The 17,182-nt window shown below is 61.0% G+C and carries 14 protein-coding genes and 5 pseudogenes; 8 read left to right on the top strand and 11 right to left on the bottom strand.

Annotation, left to right across the window (positions count from 1 at the left end):
* Positions 1-106, bottom strand: a pseudogene (locus OVY48_RS07375) (IS5/IS1182 family transposase); the annotation flags it as partial.
* Positions 107-290: 184 nt separating this feature from the next.
* On the opposite strand from OVY48_RS07375, the gene OVY48_RS07370 reads away from it, so the two are divergent.
* From OVY48_RS07370 to OVY48_RS07340, 7 genes and pseudogenes are all read left to right on the top strand, one after another.
* Positions 291-566 (top strand): AbrB/MazE/SpoVT family DNA-binding domain-containing protein, encoded by a 276-nt coding sequence (locus tag OVY48_RS07370; protein ID WP_313922343.1) that lies wholly within the window; start codon positions 291-293, stop codon positions 564-566.
* Positions 563-961, top strand: coding sequence for a type II toxin-antitoxin system VapC family toxin (locus OVY48_RS07365; protein WP_059153591.1), 399 nt, complete (start codon positions 563-565; stop codon positions 959-961). The genes OVY48_RS07370 and OVY48_RS07365 overlap by 4 nt, the downstream gene beginning before the upstream one ends.
* Positions 962-963: 2 nt before the next feature.
* Positions 964-1,583 (top strand): annotated as a pseudogene (locus OVY48_RS07360) (histidine phosphatase family protein).
* Positions 1,584-1,947: 364 nt separating this feature from the next.
* Positions 1,948-2,202: a hypothetical protein gene (locus OVY48_RS23875; protein WP_409593028.1), complete on the top strand. Its 255-nt coding sequence runs from the start codon at positions 1,948-1,950 to the stop codon at positions 2,200-2,202.
* Between the two features lie 90 nt (positions 2,203-2,292).
* A complete protein-coding gene (locus tag OVY48_RS07350) occupies positions 2,293-2,571 on the top strand; it encodes a type II toxin-antitoxin system ParD family antitoxin (protein ID WP_082749270.1) in 279 nt (92 codons plus the stop codon).
* On the top strand, positions 2,571-2,867 hold the full coding sequence (locus OVY48_RS07345) for a type II toxin-antitoxin system RelE/ParE family toxin (protein WP_313922340.1): 297 nt from the start codon (positions 2,571-2,573) through the stop codon (positions 2,865-2,867). The genes OVY48_RS07350 and OVY48_RS07345 overlap by 1 nt, the downstream gene beginning before the upstream one ends.
* Before the next feature lie 67 nt (positions 2,868-2,934).
* A protein-coding gene (locus OVY48_RS07340) for an IS5 family transposase (protein WP_313922339.1) occupies positions 2,935-3,692 on the top strand; the annotation gives its coding sequence in 2 pieces (ribosomal slippage) (positions 2,935-3,268 and positions 3,268-3,692; 759 coding nt in all).
* A gap of 21 nt (positions 3,693-3,713) precedes the next feature.
* Here the strand turns inward: OVY48_RS07340 and OVY48_RS07335 are convergent.
* The 8 genes and pseudogenes from OVY48_RS07335 to istA form a co-directional block, all read right to left on the bottom strand.
* Positions 3,714-3,995: pseudogene (locus OVY48_RS07335) on the bottom strand (recombinase family protein); the annotation flags it as partial.
* A 136-nt stretch (positions 3,996-4,131) separates the two neighbouring features.
* Positions 4,132-4,590, bottom strand: coding sequence for a Fur family transcriptional regulator (locus OVY48_RS07330; RefSeq protein WP_066657225.1), 459 nt, complete (start codon positions 4,588-4,590; stop codon positions 4,132-4,134).
* Between the two features lie 62 nt (positions 4,591-4,652).
* On the bottom strand, positions 4,653-5,039 hold the full coding sequence (locus OVY48_RS07325) for a MerC domain-containing protein (protein WP_231733666.1): 387 nt from the start codon (positions 5,037-5,039) through the stop codon (positions 4,653-4,655).
* Positions 5,040-5,142: 103 nt separating this feature from the next.
* A complete protein-coding gene (locus OVY48_RS07320; RefSeq protein ID WP_313922338.1) occupies positions 5,143-7,353 on the bottom strand; it encodes a TonB-dependent receptor in 2,211 nt (736 codons plus the stop codon).
* A gap of 678 nt (positions 7,354-8,031) precedes the next feature.
* Positions 8,032-9,090, bottom strand: coding sequence for a hypothetical protein (locus OVY48_RS07315; protein WP_066486616.1), 1,059 nt, complete (start codon positions 9,088-9,090; stop codon positions 8,032-8,034).
* Positions 9,091-9,407: 317 nt separating this feature from the next.
* On the bottom strand, positions 9,408-11,621 hold the full coding sequence (locus OVY48_RS07310; protein ID WP_313922337.1) for a TonB-dependent receptor: 2,214 nt from the start codon (positions 11,619-11,621) through the stop codon (positions 9,408-9,410).
* Between the two features lie 140 nt (positions 11,622-11,761).
* Positions 11,762-12,541, bottom strand: a complete 780-nt coding sequence (gene istB / locus OVY48_RS07305) for an IS21-like element ISRsp3 family helper ATPase IstB (RefSeq protein WP_313922336.1) — start codon at positions 12,539-12,541, stop codon at positions 11,762-11,764.
* Positions 12,531-14,051, bottom strand: a complete 1,521-nt coding sequence (gene istA / locus OVY48_RS07300) for an IS21 family transposase (RefSeq protein WP_313922344.1) — start codon at positions 14,049-14,051, stop codon at positions 12,531-12,533. The genes istB and istA overlap by 11 nt, the downstream gene beginning before the upstream one ends.
* A 226-nt stretch (positions 14,052-14,277) precedes the next feature.
* Here istA and OVY48_RS07295 point away from each other — a divergent pair, with 226 nt between their 5' ends.
* On the top strand, positions 14,278-16,422 hold the full coding sequence (locus tag OVY48_RS07295) for a TonB-dependent siderophore receptor (protein WP_231738615.1): 2,145 nt from the start codon (positions 14,278-14,280) through the stop codon (positions 16,420-16,422).
* 359 nt (positions 16,423-16,781) lie between these two features.
* Here the strand turns inward: OVY48_RS07295 and OVY48_RS07290 are convergent.
* A pseudogene (locus tag OVY48_RS07290) lies at positions 16,782-16,964 on the bottom strand (hypothetical protein); the annotation flags it as partial.
* A 9-nt stretch (positions 16,965-16,973) separates the two neighbouring features.
* A pseudogene (locus OVY48_RS07285) lies at positions 16,974-17,129 on the bottom strand (IS110 family transposase); the annotation flags it as partial.
* Positions 17,130-17,182: the final 53 nt, after the last annotated feature.

Here is a 17,182-nt window from a genome sequence, read left to right as displayed (position 1 = left end):
GTGGCGGCAAGAAAGGTTCGAGCACCGACCATTCGGCATCGGTCAAATCGCTTGGCAAAGTCAGTCCCGCGCGGGCATATTGCGCCCGAGTGGTATCGGTCCACATCGTTGATCTCCGGAAGTTTGTTGCAAAACCCCTGAATCAACGACTGCCGCAAGCGTCAAGCTAACCCGCTGATACCACTCAACTTAGTTTCGGATCGGGCTCTTAGACTTTTTGGCTATCAGGATTGCGGCCTTGAAAATAAGGCGATTCTGCATTACCTCTATTCGATACGGAGGTAATAGCCATGACGACATTAAGCATAACTGCGCGGGGCCAGGTGACTTTCCGGAAGGAAATTTTGAAGCATCTCGGCATCCAGCCCGGAGGCAAAATCAGGCTCGACCTACTGCCCGATGGGCGGGCGGAATTGAAAGCGGATCGGCCAAAAGGCTCGTGGCGGGAGCTGCACGGAATGCTCAAAGGAAAGGGCAACGGCCCCCGGTTCACGATCGAGGAAATCAACAACGCTATCGCAGACGCGGGCGCTGCTGCCGGTATGGCCGGTCTGGACGATAAATGAAGATCACGGCCGACACGAACGTCTTGCTGCGCCTAGTTCTGGCAGATGACGAAGCACAGGGCCTCGCCGCCGTCGAAGCGATGGAAAACGCAAGCCTTGTTGCCATCAGCGTGCATTCGCTGTGCGAACTCGCTTGGGTTTTGGAACGACTCTACAAGAAAGCTCGGTCCGAAATTGCCACCGCGATTCGGGGCGTGATCGAAGCGGAGAACGTCGTCGTCAATCGCCCTGCGGTCGATGCCGGCCTAGCCGTCCTCGATGCCGGCGGCGATTTCGCGGATGGGGTGATCGCCTTTGACGGCCAATGGCTCGGCGGGGAGACGTTCGTGTCCTTCGACAAAACGGCGGTCAAACTGCTGGACGGGCAGGGAATCGCTGCGCAACTGCTGAAATAGCCATGAGGGCGATATTCATCCGACCTGGGGAAAGCACTGGCAACGCCGGTGTTCCCTGTCACGACTTGGCGACGATCGCGCTGACGGAGCGCGACCACGAACAGGCGCGCGCGATCACGGCGAACTGGGTCGAAGCACCTGCGCTCATCGTCACCTCGCCCTATACCCGCACCCGGCAAACCGCCGCACCGACCATCGCCCGCTTTCCCGACGCGCTGGTGAAGACGTGGCCGATAGAGGAGTTCACCTATCTGCAACCGGCGCGCTGAACGGCACGCACAGCGCCGAACGGATGCCGCACCTCGAACGCTATTGGAGCGCGGCCGATCCTGATTATTGCGACGGGGAGGGGGCAGAGAGTTTCCGCGCCTTGCTCCGGCGCTGCGACGCAGCGCTGGCGCGCTTCGCCGCCATACCGCCTGCATCGCTGGTCTATGTGTTCGGCATGGGCAGTTCATCCAGGCCGCGCGCGCGATCGTCGCCGACGCCCCTCTGAACGATCGGGGCAAGATGCGCGCCTTCTGGCGCAAAGGCGAGCCGCCCGCGGATCAGCAATGCGGAGCGGGTGGGGTTTCATAGGGCGGTGGACCGCTGGGAATGTGCGGCGGCCGTCACTGCCTGACGCCTATAATCTCAATCCCGCTTCGCCGAAGCGTCCAAACGGCGCGATCACGCGCAAGACCGCTTGCGGGCTTGTCGGAGCGGTAACGCGGGGATAGAGCCGCGCCCGCAGGACGCGCCAGACATTCTATTATTATATCGTAACGACTTAATAATGATAGCGATGTGCTATACAAATGATAGATATTATCGCGCCACTGGCCGGCCGTTCCTGCCTCTCTCAAGCGCAACTGAAAGACGATAGCCGCCATAGTCTCGATCCGGCTGCGTCAATGAAACCCCTGAATCTACGGGAAAGGGAGAGGCTATCAGAGTCGCCTTGAACATGTTGGCAATATTTGCCATATGGGTTTGAAGATAGTGCGATGGCGACCATGCAGGAAAGGCGCGAGGCGTTCAAACGGGATGCCGTGCGCGCATGGGAAGAATATCAGGCGACCGGCCTGCACGCGACGATGGAGGAAGTCGATAAATGGCTAGAGAGCTGGAGAACGGCAAACGAGCTGCCCGCGCCTATGTCACTAATAGGCAATGAGCTGCCCAAGGCACCGAAACGCCGCGTCCCGCGAGGCGATGGCGGAAATAGCGGCAGGAAAGGGCGTCAGGTTCGACAACGTTGAGGCGCTGATGGCAGACCTCCATGCGGACGATCTGCCTGTCTGACAGGCCCGCTATGACAATTTTGCCGTAATGGCATTGGAGTTACACCGATGGCGACCATGAATGTATCCCTGCCCGATCCTCTGCGCGATTACGTGCAGCAGCGTATCGACAGCGGCCAATATGCCAGCGTCAGCGACTATGTGCGCGATCTGATCCGGCGCGATCAGAGCGTTGTCGTGGACGAGGAACGCTGGTTGAAAGACCTCGACGCCTCCATTGAGGCAAGCCTGAAAGAGATGGAAGCCGGAGGCGGTCATGATCTCCATGACGTTTGCGCCGAAATCATTGCCGATATTGAGGCGACCGCCGATCGCAAGCAGCACTGATGCAGGTGCGGCTATCGACGCAAGCCCGTCGCGATTTGCAAGGAATCAAGGAATGGATCGCGCCCAACAATCCGGCGCGAGCTGTGACGTTCATCGAAGAATTGCGCGATGCGGCGGCCCGGATCGGGACGATGCCCCATGCCTTTCCGCTGATCCCACGCTATGAACGGCATGGCATCCGTCGCCGGTCCTACAACGGTTATGGCATCCTCTATTCGGTGCAGTCCGATCGCGCCTTCGTGCATCGCATCATCGGCCCCGGCCAGGATCACGACCGCGCCTTGCGGCTGAATTGAGGCTTAGGCTCAGGACCCATTGATTGGCTGAGGGCGATGTGATTCAGGCTCCGCGAGGAGACTGAGCATGAGCGACCTGTATTGGCTAACGGACGAGCAGATGGCGCGCCTTTCGCCATATTTTCCCAAGAGCCACGGCAAGCCCCGGGTTGACGACCGGCGGGTCCTGAGCGGGATCATCTTCGTCAACCGGAACGGCCTGCGCTGGCGGGATGCGCCCAGAGAATACGGGCCGCACAAGACATTGTATAACCGCTGGAAACGGTGGGGCGAAATGGGCGTGTTCACTCGGATGATGGAAGGCCTGTCTGCCCAGAAAGCCGAGCCGCAGACCGTCATGATCGACGCAACCTATCTCAAGGCCCACCGCACGGCTTCCAGCCTTGGGGTAAAAAAGGGGATCTTGGGCGCCTGATCGGACGGACCAAGGGCGGCATGAACACCAAGTTGCACGCCGTGACTGATGCAAACGGCCGCCCTTTGAGCTTCTTCATCACGGCTGGCCAGGTCAGCGATTACACCGGTGCAGCGGCCTTGCTCGACGATTTGCCCAAGGCCAAGTGGATGCTCGCCGACCGCGGCTATGACGCTGACTGGTTCAGAGATGCGCTGGAGCAAAAGGGCATCAAACCGTGCATTCCGGGCCGCAAATCCCGCTCTCTGCCCGTCAAATACGACAAGCGGCGGTACAAACGGCGTAACCGCATCGAGATCATGTTCGGCCGCCTGAAGGACTGGCGCCGCGTGGCAACGCGATATGACCGCTGCCCAACCGTCTACTTCTCCGCACTCGCACTGGCCGCCACCGTGCTCTTCTGGCTGTGATCAGTGAGTCCTGAGGCTAAGGCCGATCTCGCGCTTTGCGAGATCTTCGGCCGTCTCCACGAGCTGCCGGACGGAGCGCGCCAGCCGATCGAGCTTCCACACCGCCAGCGTGTCGCCAGCGCGGAGATAGTCGAGCGCGGCCCTCAACTCCGGTCGATCGCGCTGCGCGCCCGACGCCTTCTCGTTGAACACCTTCTCGCACCCGGCTTCGCGAAGTGCTTCAAGCTGTAGGGCAGGGGACTGATCCCTGGTGGACACGCGCGCGTAGCCGACGAGCAAGGGCCTTCTCCGAAAACTCGACATAACCTAGCCGGATTTCGGAGAAGGAAACAAGGGACGGTTTTGAGAAGCTGAACAGGCTGTTTCGGCGACCTCGGCCGCGATCGGCGCGCGCCTCCCGCAATCGACCGTTTGACAGACATTGGTCGATCTGTGGGGTCTATCTGCTGCACGCCTCACATAGGCCGCAAACTTCGATCACCGGCTTTGTTGGCCGAAACCCCGCATTGGTTGCGGCACCCCGGATACTTGTCGCAATGCTGTCGTCGTCCAAATGCGTGATCCTGCCGCACTGCTCGCAGAAAAGCAGGATGCAGTCGTGAACGCAGCCGGGGTGGACATTGGGTAGGTAACGGTTTGCAACCTCCACGCGAGTGACGATGTTGGCTGCCACGAACAGGTCGAGAATGCGGTAGACCGAGTTTGCGGCTACGCGCCGGCCGCGCTGTTCCGAAAAGCGATCGGCGATGTCGTAAGCCGACGCGGGTCGGTCGAGACCGACGATGACATTGAATAGCTGAGCCCGCATATCGGTCCACTGCTCACCGACGCGCTCAAAGGCGGAGCGTGCGGCCTCTGCAAGCGCTTCTCCTTCCGGCTGCTCGTGCTTGTGACGCATGATGCAAGAATATGGCTCGACGGGGGTGGCGGGCAAGGCCACCCCTCTCTCAAGCACTTGGTTCATGTCGCGCGCCCCAGCTTCAGATTGCCGACATGCGCGATGGCGAGGACGATAGCGCCGGCAACCGTCAGCGGCGTTTCCAGCGGCGTGTCACCGAACGACAGCACACCGATGGCGAGCACTATAAGCCCAGCCGCGCCAAGCATTACGGGCCACCAAGCGCCATGTCGTGTCCTGCCGGAGAGAAGGGCCAAGCTGCTCGTCGGCACGGCAATCGCCAGCATCACCAGGTGAAAGGTCCGGCTGACCGGAATGACGCTGCTGAGCGCGGGAAGGGCGGCAAAGAGGAGGGGCAGCGCGAGACAGTGAATGAGGCACAGCAACGAAGCACCCAAAGCCGTGTGTTCGATCAGCCCCCGATGCGAGTTTCTCAACGTCCCTGCCACAAACCTCTCCATTATGGGGGTGGGGCAGGCCCTACCCCGTCTCCCTGTAACCTTTTGAAATGGCATCCCAGGTGGGGGAGGCCTGCTGCCCGCGACATCTTTGTCAGAGGCCGAACCTTAGCGAGACCCGGATGTCGCGACCGGAGAGCGGCGCGAAGTCCTTGAGAAAGCTAGAATGACGGCGTGCAACCACGTCGAAGATATTGTTGGCGCTGAGCAAGAGCGAAGTCCTGCTGCTGTTGGCAAAGGGTTTGAGGCTCACACTGGCGTTGACCAAGGTGTAGCCGGGCGTAGTGGTCTCGAAGTCGGCGATACGGTCCTGCTTGAACACGCGCTCCACCTCGGTACGCGCGGTGAACTTGTCGCCCTGCGCCTCCAGACCGCCGAGTAGACGAAGCGGCGGGATGCGCGGCACGGGGCCGCGGTCGATGATGGTGGCCCGGACATAATCGCCGAGCAGGTCGGCGTTGATGCGCGTGCCGCCCACCTCGAACAGCTTGGCCGAAAGATCGCCTTCGATGCCCCAATAGCTCGCGCCGGCTTGCTGGTACTGAAAGCAGGGCAGGTCGACTTCGCGGCCTGACGGTGCGGCCGCAGCCTCGCATACAGCCTGGTCGACCTGCTGCTCCGAAATATAGTTGTTGAAGCGGTTGTAATAGGCGGATGCGTCGAAGCTCAGGCGCTCACCGTGAACGTGAAGCGTCGCCTCGATCCCATAGCTCCGTTCCAGCCGGAAGTCCGGGTTGCCCAGCTCATAAGCTTGTGTGCCGGCATGAGGCCCGTTTGCGAACAGCTCCTCGGCTGACGGCGCGCGCTCGGTATATGAACCGTTCAGGCCGATGCGGATCGCGTCGGTGACGCCGTAACCGACCCCCAGTGAGCCGGAGAACGCGCCATAGTTGCGCTTCCCGCCAAAGAATCTCGGGTCACTGCCCACGGTCTTGGCGGTCTGGTTGCTCCACTCGTAACGAGCGCCGGCCGCAGCATGAAACGGCCCCGCATTATACTGCTGAAGCGTGAAGATGCCGGTCTGATTGGTTTCATTGCGGGGCAGGAAGGCTTCGACACCCTCGATGTTGAACGAACGGTTGAAATATTGGACACCGCTCGCGCCCTGCCATCCACCGCGATCTGCCTGAAGGAGTTCCAGTCGCCCCTCGGTGCCTTTGCTGTAGAACGCCGTGCCGATCTCGCCGGACGGTTCCAGCTCAAAATGGCGGTAGCTGGCATGGCCGGCGCGGATGCGGATGCGGTCGAGGAACCCGCCCCCGGTCTCGACTTCGCCGCGTAAGTCGACCCGGTCCTGCTTGACATCGAGCCGGGGCGACTCCTGCGCCTGGCCCACCTCGGTCGCATAGCGGATCGGCACGCCGTAGAGGCTGTCGTAACGACTGTAGCTTACGCCAAGTTGGCCCGTGTCGGTGATGATCGACGCGCCGACGCCCGCCGTCCAGGTCTCGGCGGCGGTGTTGGGGAGCTTGCCTCGGATAGCAGCGGAGGCCGCGAAGTCGATCGGGTCCTCGCCTGGTGCCACGTCTTGCGGCAAGCCGACTTGCGAGAGCGCAGCAGCGCGTGCCGCTGGCGATAGCGCGTAGCCGCCGATCCTGAGGTCGTCGGCTTTGAGATACGAGCCGTCGGCGTGGAGCACGAGATAGGGACCGACCGCCACGTCAGCAGCGCCGGCGATCGAACGCTCGTTCGCGGCCGAGCCGTAGGTGGCGATGCCATTCAGCCGATAGCCGTTCTCGGGCCGGGTCCGCGGAATGCGCGTGTCGATGACGTTCACCACCCCGCCCACCGCAGACGAGCCGAACAGCAGCGCCGATGGCCCGCGCAGCACCTCAATGCGCTCGGCCAGGAGCGGGTCGATGACCACCGCATGATCGACGGAGGTATTGGACAGGTCGATCGCGCCAATACCGTCCGTCAGCACGCGGATGCGCTCGCCCTGGAAACCGCGCAGGATGGGCCGGGACGCCGAAGGGCCGAAGGAGGTCGCCGACACGCCCGGCAGACGCGAGAGCGTCTCGCCAAGTGACGGGCGCAAGTCTCGGGTCAACGCCTCACCCTTCAGCACCGATGTGCCCTGAAGGACGTCGGTTTCGCTTTGCTGGAGTGGGGCGGTGACGATGATGTCGCGGTCCGAAGCGGGTATCTCCGGGCGGGATGGCCTAGGCGCAGTCGCCTGAGCGGTCGGCGCGTTCGCGGCATCGGTTTTGCTGCTCGGCATTGCGGTAGACGCGCTCTGCGCGACCGCGTTGCCGCTGATCGCAACAAGAGAAATCCCGATTAAAAGCACCGCCCTGGTTCTCATTCCCATCGCCTTGCCTGAAGAATATTGCGTCCGCGCGGTGTTATACTGTTACGCGATTCGAGGCCGAGTAGCCGCGTTTCAAAGGCGGTTCAAGGGGAGGTGCATTTGATCTGGGCCCCACAACAGGCCGCTGGCTGAGAACCGGCCATGCTGCACGACGAAACCAGATGACTCTTTGTGTATAAGAGCCGCTTGCCACTTCTCTGCACGGTTTATGGACCATCCGCCGACGCCGACTTCGATCGAAATGCCGGCTGCTGCCACTCACTTCGATGGCTGCGAAACCGACTGTGGCACTCCGGGAAACGGCAATGGCGGAAATGCCCCGCTTCTGCCGACACCGACTTACAAAACTGACATATTCACTGAGTTCATGTCGTACGCCCCAGCTTCAGGTTCCCGATAAGCGCAATGACTTGCAAGGCCTTCTTGAGCCTCCGCAGATCTCACTTCTTCGCGCAGAATTTTTCACTTGATGAAATCCACGGGTAAATTAACACAAAGAAAGGCATCATGATAGCGGCCCGGATCGGTAACTCTCCTACCAATCCACTCCAGTGACCGGTATACCAACCATGAACAAATGTTCCTATCGCGACCGCGATAGCACCTGTTGCAAGTCCGGGTATCCACCTCAATCTATATTTCATAGATATTCTCATTATTGTGAGATTTTTATTAGATGAGTTGGTCCTTAAGCATCGGCGGCGACCGCTTGGCATCGTAAACAGGACCCGGCTCGCGACATGCCTGCGCGTGAGCGCGAATACGACGCTTATAGTGGTAGGTCTCGGGCGCGAGTGCGACGAATCCAAGTACGATACCCACGAGGACATGGGCCGCGACCGTGATACCTGTGACGAGTACGATCGCAGCAACGATCTCCAGATTTTGGCCAACGAAAAGGGCAGCAACGCCCACGAGCGCGACGTCCTTGTTGGGGACTAGCGGAAGGCGCGACATCATCAGGCGGACGCTCGCCAGCAATATCCACCATCCTGCTGCGACGTCGGGAACAACGAGATGCCACATAAGCGCGGAGAGCGTCACCGTCGCCGCAATGCGCAGGAGATGGACGACGAAGATGCGGATCAGCACAGGACGACGAAGCGTGAACATTCGATGTCCGAATGCGGTGATACCGATCGACACGGCCATCACGAAAAACACAGACCCGACAATCGCGGTTCCGACGCTTCCGGTCCTCAACTCAAGGAACATGGGATAGGCGAGAGCGAGTACGGCGATCGTCGCCACATTGCCAGCAAGCGCGGACAGAATCGCGACATCCTTTACGGCACCAAATGGCGACGCGACCATCTCAGCCCGGCGTTTTGCCCAAAGATAGAACTGCGTCTCTCCCATGTAGCCCAGGACAAGATTATTGGTCACCTGCTTGTGAAGCAACGGAAGCAGACCAACGACGGGCAAGCGCCATAGCCCCCGGAAGATCGCCCACTCGGACACCGGTGTAGCTAGGTAGGAAGCCGCAAACGCCAACCAGAACAGAGCGCTCGTCGGTACTAAGGTGGTGAGAGTTATGAAATCGATGGAGCGCAGCTGAAATGCAACGGCGGCAAGAATCCCTAGCGAGAACGCAAGGCTACCCCAACGGGTGAAGCCGGGCCGGACAACGCCCTGAAGCGTCCTGAGCGTGGCTGGCAGCGTACTCGGTTTGATGCGCAAGCCCAAAGGCCCGATATTCATGTTCGTTAAGTCCCGAAAATCGTAGCCCATTGTCACAGGCCGCGGACAATTCGTGTGGTTCGAACGCCGACACGGGGGTGGCATTGCGCGCAAATAGCGTTCCGCTAGGGGTCGCATGGCTTGTCGGATAGAGTCACGACCATCATCGCCGCCACTGCTCCGATGCGATCGGCAACCCCCAGCTCAGACTGACACATTACCAACGCATGATTTGGTGCGCTGGGAGGCGTCCTTGCTCCCATCATCAATTTTCCCGGCCGCTCTGAAATAATGTCTATTGTCTGAAGACGCCGCGGCCGAACACATCCGCAGTCCGTTTGCAAAAAACGAGCGGACCTGCACGGCCTTCAAAAATCGCGAGATACCGAGATCGAGAAGGCGCGTGGGCGGGCGGGTGTGTACTGGCGTTCCGTGCGCACCGAAAAGGGATTGCCAAAGGCAAGCGTGTCGCCCCGCGCATTGAAGAGGTTCGTCGCCGACAGGTCCACCACGAACGCTCCCCTGCGAGCCTCAAGCCCCGCCCCAAACTCGGCGAACCCGCCCATCCGCCGGTCGAGCCCAGGGTCCAGGCTCAGCCTAGACCGTCCTAGGTAGCGACCGGTCACCGCGGGCGACACTCGCCAGGACCCTGCATCGATCGAATGTCGCATCTCGAAGTGGCCGGATACGTCAGGTACAACAGGAAGGCGCGGGTCACGCTCCAACTCTGCACCATCAATGCCGCGAACCAGCCGGGCGCGCTGGCCGGAGGCGCCCGCAACAAAGGACCATGCCGATGTCGGCCGCCACCGAACGGTCAGTTCGCCGCCCAGGATATTCGCGTCGCCAGCGTTACGCGTCGCCACAAGGCCGGAATTAAGAAGATAGTCCGACTGAACGTCCGACCAGATGGAGCTGAACGCGCCAACTTCAACCTGAAGCCTGCCGCCGTCCGAAGTGCGTCGAAATCCAGCTTCGAATGCGACCAACTGATCGGCATCGTAGCGGCCGGTTTCCACGTTGGTCGGATCAAGGCCCCCGGGCCGGAATGCGGACGCAACGCGAAAGTAGGCCAACGAGGCGGAGGAGGGCAACCATGACAGCGTCGCGCTGGGCGATACGCCCCATAAAGACTTGGACCGAACTTCGGTTCCGACATCGTCGTCGCGGTCCTCCTTGACGGTCGAGCGGAAAACGCGGATGCCAAGGCCGAGACGAAGACCATCGATAAGGGGTCGGCTACCCTCGGCAAACATGGCTGTTTCGGTGACGCTTCTTGACGCGTCCAGCAAATCTGCGATCATCGGGCTGATTTCCGATGCTCGGCCGCGAGCGCCGCTACGGGATGAGAGATAGGAAACGCCCAAAGCCCAAGGCGTTCGGCCGCTTTTGTTCGCAAGGCGGATTTCCTGGTCGAATACCTGATATGTGCGGGTTTCGGCATACCGCAGCGGCGCGGTCAGACCGAGGGACGAGGCCGCGCTGCTCGCGTCGTCAACCTTCAGCGTCCTCTGCGTTGCTAGGCTTGTAGAGACGGTCAGGGCATAAGGCCCAAGCTCACCTTGCAGGACGCCCGAGGTGAGCCAGACATTATTCGACCGTGGCTCCGGCGTCCGGTCTGCGCGTGTCAGCTCTTCCTTGTCGCGATCCACATATTGGCTGTCGAGCGCGCGGATGTTCTGACCGGCGCCAATGAGGTCAAAAGTCCACCCCTCGCTTGGGACAACGCGAAGCGACGCTCTGGTGCCGCGCACGACCGTTCGGTTGACGTCCGAGCGACCTCCAGCGTTGTTGATCCAGCCTGGCGCGACATCGACGTAGCCCACCAACCGCAAGGCGGCCTGATCCTGGCGCACGGGTAAGTTGACGACGCCCTCGACCGACGCGCCGACACCGTGACCCGGGAGGCCGGCGAGACGCTGACGGGAGCGACCGGCAAATTGGCCCAAATCGGGCGCAATGGTCATCACGCGGTAGACGCCGCCCAGTGCTCCCGTGCCGTAAAGCGGCCCCTGCGGTCCCTTCAGTACCTCGACCCGATCCACATCAACCATTCGGAAGTCGGGATCGGGCGCGTCGTAAGTGATCCGGGCCTCGTTCAGGTACACGCTCACCGGGGATTGTCCGAAGCCAATAAACGGACTGTCGGCTATGCCCCGCAAGAACAATCGGCTCGCACCTGGCCCGCCATTCGTAGCAATCAATCCCTGAACCTGGGTCGCCACCGCCGACGTGCCAGCGTCCGAGCCCGCGGCGGCGCTTCCATCCAGTACATGGACCGTGACCGGTCCCGGCACTTGCGAAAGCAACTCGCGCATCTTCCTGGCGGTGACGATGATGTCCGATGAAACGGTTGGATCTGCGCTGGCGGCTGTCGGGCCGGCGTTCGGGGCGGCGGGGGCAGCCGATATCCGAAAGGTCGCCGGTCCGACGCGGTGGGCCGAGAGGCCGGTGCCTGCCAAGAGTCGCGCGTAAGCGGCATCGATCGTCATCCGGCCTCGCAACGCGATCGCCCGGCGCTGTGGAAGCGGAGCATCGAGCGCGAACGATGTCTTCGTCTGAGTGGCGAGCGCGGCGAGCATCGTCTCAAGCGTACCAGCGGGGACGTCGATCGAAAGGACACGCTCCTGAGCTGTTGAGTTGCACTGAGAAGTGACCCGGGATTTTCATTGAGAAGTGACCCGGGTGGGCGAGGTTGATGTGCTGCCTGCGACGAGCAGGGTCAAGCGGGTGATTTGTCCTTTCTGGGTTTTGGGGCGGCGGAACTGGCCCTAAAGCGGAAGCTGTCATTGCCGGTTTCAAGGATGTGGCAATGATGCGTGAGGCGATCCAGCAGGGCGGTGGTCATTTTCGCATCGCCAAAGATACTGGACCACTCGCTGAAGCTCAGGTTGGTGGTGATAACAACGCTGGTCCGCTCATAGAGTTTGCTGAGCAGATGGAACAGCATGGCCCCGCCTGAAGGGCTGAAGGGTAGATATCCCAGCTCATCAAGGATGACGAGGTCGAGGCGCAACAGACGCTCGGCCAACTGGCCCGCCCTGTTTGCGGCCTTTTCCTGCTCCAACGCATTGACCAGATCGACGGTAGAGAAGAAGCGGATCTTTTTGCGGTGATGCTCAACCGCCTGGACGCCCAAAGCCGTCGCGATGTGGCTTTTGCCGGTGCCTGGTCCGCCGATCAGTACGACGTTGTCGGCGCTATCCATAAAGTCACCACGATGAAGTTGACGCACGAGCGCCTCGTTGACCTCACTGACGGCAAAGTCGAAGCCTGCCAGATCCTTGTAGGCCGGGAACCGGGCTGCCTTGATCTGGTAAGCAATGGACCTGACCTCGCGCTCGGCCATTTCCGCTTTGAGAAGCTGGGAGAGGATCGGAACGGCAGCGTCAAAGGCTGGCGCGCCCTGCTCGATCAGATCGCCGGCGGCTTGCGCCATGCCATACATTTTGAGGCCGCGTAGCATGACAACCACAGCGGCGCTGGCGGGATCATGACGCATGGCGTAACGTCCTCAGCGTGTCGTAGCGTTCGACATCGGCCACAGGCTCCTGGGCGAGGCGCAGGGCTTGCGGGGCATCGATTGGGGATGCCGGTGGAGCCTTGCCATCGATCAGGCGGTGCAGAACATTGAGGATGTGGGTTTTGGTCGGCACCCCGGCTTCAAGGGCCAGTTCGACTGCGCTGAGTACAGCCTGCTCATTATGCTGTAGAACGAGGGCGAGGATTTCGACCATCTCCCTGTCACCACCAAGCCGTTTGAGCAGATGCCCCTGCAGTTGCCGGAAGGCTTCGGGCATTTCCAGGAATGGCGCTCCATTGCGCAAAGCGCCAGGCTTGCGCTGAACAACTGCCAGATAGTGCCGCCAGTCATAGATCGTCTGCCCCGGCTTCTGGTGAGAGCGGTCGATAATTCGGTTGTGCTCGCACAAGATTTGCCCCTCGGCCGCGATAACCAACCGATCGGGATAGACCCGCAGGCTCACTGGCCGGTTCGCAAAGGAAGCAGGCACGCTATAGCGATTGCGCTCGAACGCGATCAGGCAGGTGGGCGACACGCGCTTGGTATGCTCGACAAAGCCATCGAAGGCCCTTCCCATCGGCATCAGGCTGATAATCTCAGCGGCGTGCACATCGGCAACTGTGCCGGGCAGGACGCCATGCTGGATTTCTCCCCATTGTGCGATGCACCGCTCTTCCAACCAGGCATTGAGGGCATCAAGATCCGGGAAGCTGGGCATTGGCTGCCATAACCGCCGACGCGCATCCTGAACGTTTTTCTCGACCTGGCCTTTCTCCCAGCCTGAGGCCGGATTGCAAAAATCCGTCTCGAACAGGTAGTGACTGGCCATGGCAGCGAACCGCGCATTGACCTGCCGGATTTTACCCTTGCCGATCCGGTCTACAGCCGTCTTCATATTGTCGAATATACCACGCTGCGGCACGCCGCCCAGCACCCGGAATGCATGCGTCAGCGCATCGAACAACATCTCGTGGGTTTGAAGCAGGTAGGCTCGCGTAATGAACGCCCGACTGTGGGAGAGCTTGGTATGGGCCACCTGCAGCTTGACAGGTCGGCCATTCAGAAGGGCATAATCCTCACTCCAATCGAACTGGAAGGCCTCACCGGGCTGGAAGATCAGCGGTACGAATGTACCGCGCCCGCTGGTTTGCTTTTCATATTGGCGTTCGGTCTTCCACGCTCGGGCGAAGGCGGCAACACGGCCATATGACCCCTCGTAGCCCAGCATAACCAGATCAGCATATAGCTGCTTGGCTGTTCGCTTCTGCTTGCGCGACTTGCCGGATTCCACCCGCAGCCACGTCGTCAATTTTTCTGCAAACTGATCAAGCTTGCTCGGCCGTTTGGGAACCTTGAACGTCGGCTCCACCGCGTCATCGCGCAGATATTTGCGGATCGTGTTGCGCGATAATCCAGTCCGCCGCCTGATCTCGCGAATGGGGATGCCTTGCCGAAAATGCCAGCGGCGGATCACACTGAGTAAGTCCATGTCGATCACTCCGATGCCTCCTGACTGTCAGCCAGGGGCTAGGAAAACATGGGTCAATTCTCAGTGAAAACTTATAACCCTTCCGGGTCACTTCTCAGTGCAACTCAACACTCATATTTTAGAGAGCAAGTCAACGGGCCCGACAGCGACCACCCCGAAGGGCTATTGCGACGCACTCTCAAATCACCTATTGCGTTGGTGAGAGAGATTCGCAAAAGGGTCAACGGTGAGAAATCTTGGTATTGGAACTGCACTCGGCTTCGGGCTGCTCACCGTCCCGGCAATGGCTCAAGACCAGTTCCTGCCGGGACCCGGCAGCACCTCGCAAACGATCATCGTGACCGGCGTCCGCGACGGCTATCAGATCGATGCGACCAGCACCGCCACGCGCACACCGACCGAGCTCAACGATGTCCCCCAAGCGGTCTCGATCATCACGGAAACGCAGATCGACGACCAGGCGATGCGCTCTATTGCCGATGTACTACGCTATGTCCCCGGCGCCGTAATCTCCCAAGGTGAGGGACACCGCGATCAGATCATCCTGCGCGGGAACAGCAGCACCGCAGACTTCTTCGTCGATGGCTTGCGGGACGACGTGCAATATTATCGCGGCCTCTACAATGCAGAGAGGATCGAGGTTCTGAAAGGTCCCAACGCGATGATCTTCGGGCGCGGCGGCGGCGGGGGCGTAATCAACCGCGTCACCAAGCGCCCTGTCGCCAACGCCTTCATCAGCGGCAGCGGTTCGGCGGACACATATGGCGCATGGTATGTCGACGCCGACATCAGTCAGCCACTCAGCGAGTCCGTCTCCACCCGGATGAACGCCGTTTACGAGGAGTTCCGAAACAATCGCGACTTCTATGACGGGCGCCGGGTTGCGATCAACCCGACCGTCGCGCTCTCGCTCGGCGGTGCGACTCGGATCGATCTGGGCTTCGAATATAACAGCGACAAGCGAACGATCGACCGAGGCGTCCCCTCGGCCGTTCAGGGCTCGCTGACGAGCCCGTCACGCCCGCTCACCGGCGCCCGCGACACCTTCTTCGGTGTGCCGGGATTCAACGTCAGCGATTTCGAGGCCAAGGTCCTGAATGGGCGCGTCGAGCACCGCTTCAGCGACAATCTGACCCTGACCAGTCGGGTCCTGTATGGTGATTACGACAAGCTCTATCGGAACGCCTTTCCGGTCACCCCGGTCACGTCGCGCGGCGGCGTCCAGAGCGTCGGCCTCGAAGCGTATAGCGATCCCACGACACGCAAGAACCTGCTCAACCAGAACGACCTTGTTTGGAGGGTCACCACTGGACCCGTCCGCCACGTGCTGCTCGCTGGCTTCGAAATTAGCGACCAGCGCACGCGCAACCAGCGGATCAACGGCTTTTTCGGGGGTGGTGATATCGTCAACGGGGGGCGGCGCGTCTTTGTCGGGTTGGCCGACCCGATCACGGTGCCGCCGGTCACGCTGCGCACCACTCCCAATACCGGCTACCGGTCAATCCGCACGAACGCCGACGCCGCCGCCTTCTATGTGCAGGACCAGATCTCGATCGGCGACCATGTCGATCTGATCGGCGGCGTTCGCCGCGACCGCTTCACGCTTAACGTCGACGACCTGGTTGCCGGGCAGAGCTATCGCCGGACCGACACGCTTTGGTCTCCCCGAGTGGGCGTGGTGCTCAAGCCGGTGCAACCTGTCTCGATATACGCCAGCTATAGCCGGTCCTTCCTGCCGCAGTCGGGGGATCAATTCTCATCGCTCGATGTCACCAGCGCCGCGCTGGAGCCGGAGAGGTTCGACAATTACGAGCTTGGCCTCAAATGGGATATCCGCCCGACGCTGAACCTGACCGCCGCCATCTACCAGCTTGACCGCACCAACACCCGCGCGGCCGACCCCAATGACCCCGCACGGACGGTGCTCACGGGCGCGCAGCGCAGCAAAGGGCTCGAACTCGGCCTTAGCGGCGCGATCACACCCCAGTGGCAGATCAGCGCGGGCTATGCGCTGCAGGACGCGACAATTCGCAAAACGACGAGTGCCGCCCCGGCCGGGCGCGAGGTTCCGCTGGTTCCAAAACAACAGGCTTCGCTCTGGACGCGTTACGACCTCACCCCACGCTTGGGGGCCGGCGCCGGTGTCTACCACCAGTCGAAAAGCTTCACGTCCATCAGCAACACCGCCATCCTGCCCGCCTTCACCCGCGTCGATGCCGCCGCATTCTTCAAGCTCACCCCCCAGATCGAGGCGCAAATCAACGTCGAGAATCTGCTTAACAGCGATTATTTCTCGTCCGCCTACAACGACAACAACATCATGCCCGGCGCGCCGACGACGGTGCGCGCAACGGTTAGAATGAGATTATAACGGTGTTGGCCAACTTGGTCGGGTGCGGATCAAGCCGCCCTCGCAAAAGTCGGTGAGACGCCGCTGGCCGGTTTAGAAACCAGTCTTCGCCGATGGATCACAGGACTGGCGCATGAACTCCAGGGCATCACCGACGCGGCGCACCGCGTCGTTGTCCCCGACGAATATATCGAGACCCTCGTAGGGCTGCGCGCCCCCTTTGATCTCCACCGACGCCTGGGGCGCGTTGGCCGAGTAAAGCGGTCGGATCGCAACCACCTGATCTAGTTGGGGTCACTACACGAAAGTGAGTTTTACGTACGCTAGGCGCGAACGGATGGCGAACGGCAAAAAGTGGTGATTCCTGCCCCCGGATTATATCACGCAGCGAGCAGTGACGGCGATGTGCGAAGCGGCCTTAGCTGATCCGGTGCCGGCCGGTCTTCCCGTTCCCAGCTATAGTCGCCGGTGAGCGCGATATGCTCCCATCCCAGCGGCGCGATATGGCGGGCAACTTCGTCCGGCGTTCCCATGGCGGTCAGTGCCTGTTCGAGATAGCGGGTGATGCCAGGTCCAGCCAGACGCTTGACCATACCGCGTACGGCATCGTCTTCATTCGGGATCGTGCCATGAAAGCGAACCTCGCCGCCGCGTTCGCCCTCCGCCACGGCCACCGCGATCGTCTCCTTGTGCACGTCCAGCCCGATGTACTTCAATCTCTTTGCCATCGATCATCTCCGTTGCTGACCCTCCGCAGGTGAAGCATCGCAGATCAAAGCCC

Origin of the sequence: Sphingobium sp. SA2, assembly GCF_032227065.1 — a bacterium.
In the GTDB taxonomy this organism is placed as follows: Bacteria; Pseudomonadota; Alphaproteobacteria; order Sphingomonadales; family Sphingomonadaceae; genus Sphingobium.
Note: the sequence above shows the minus strand (reverse complement) of the source record. Positions and strands in the feature narration are given on the sequence as shown.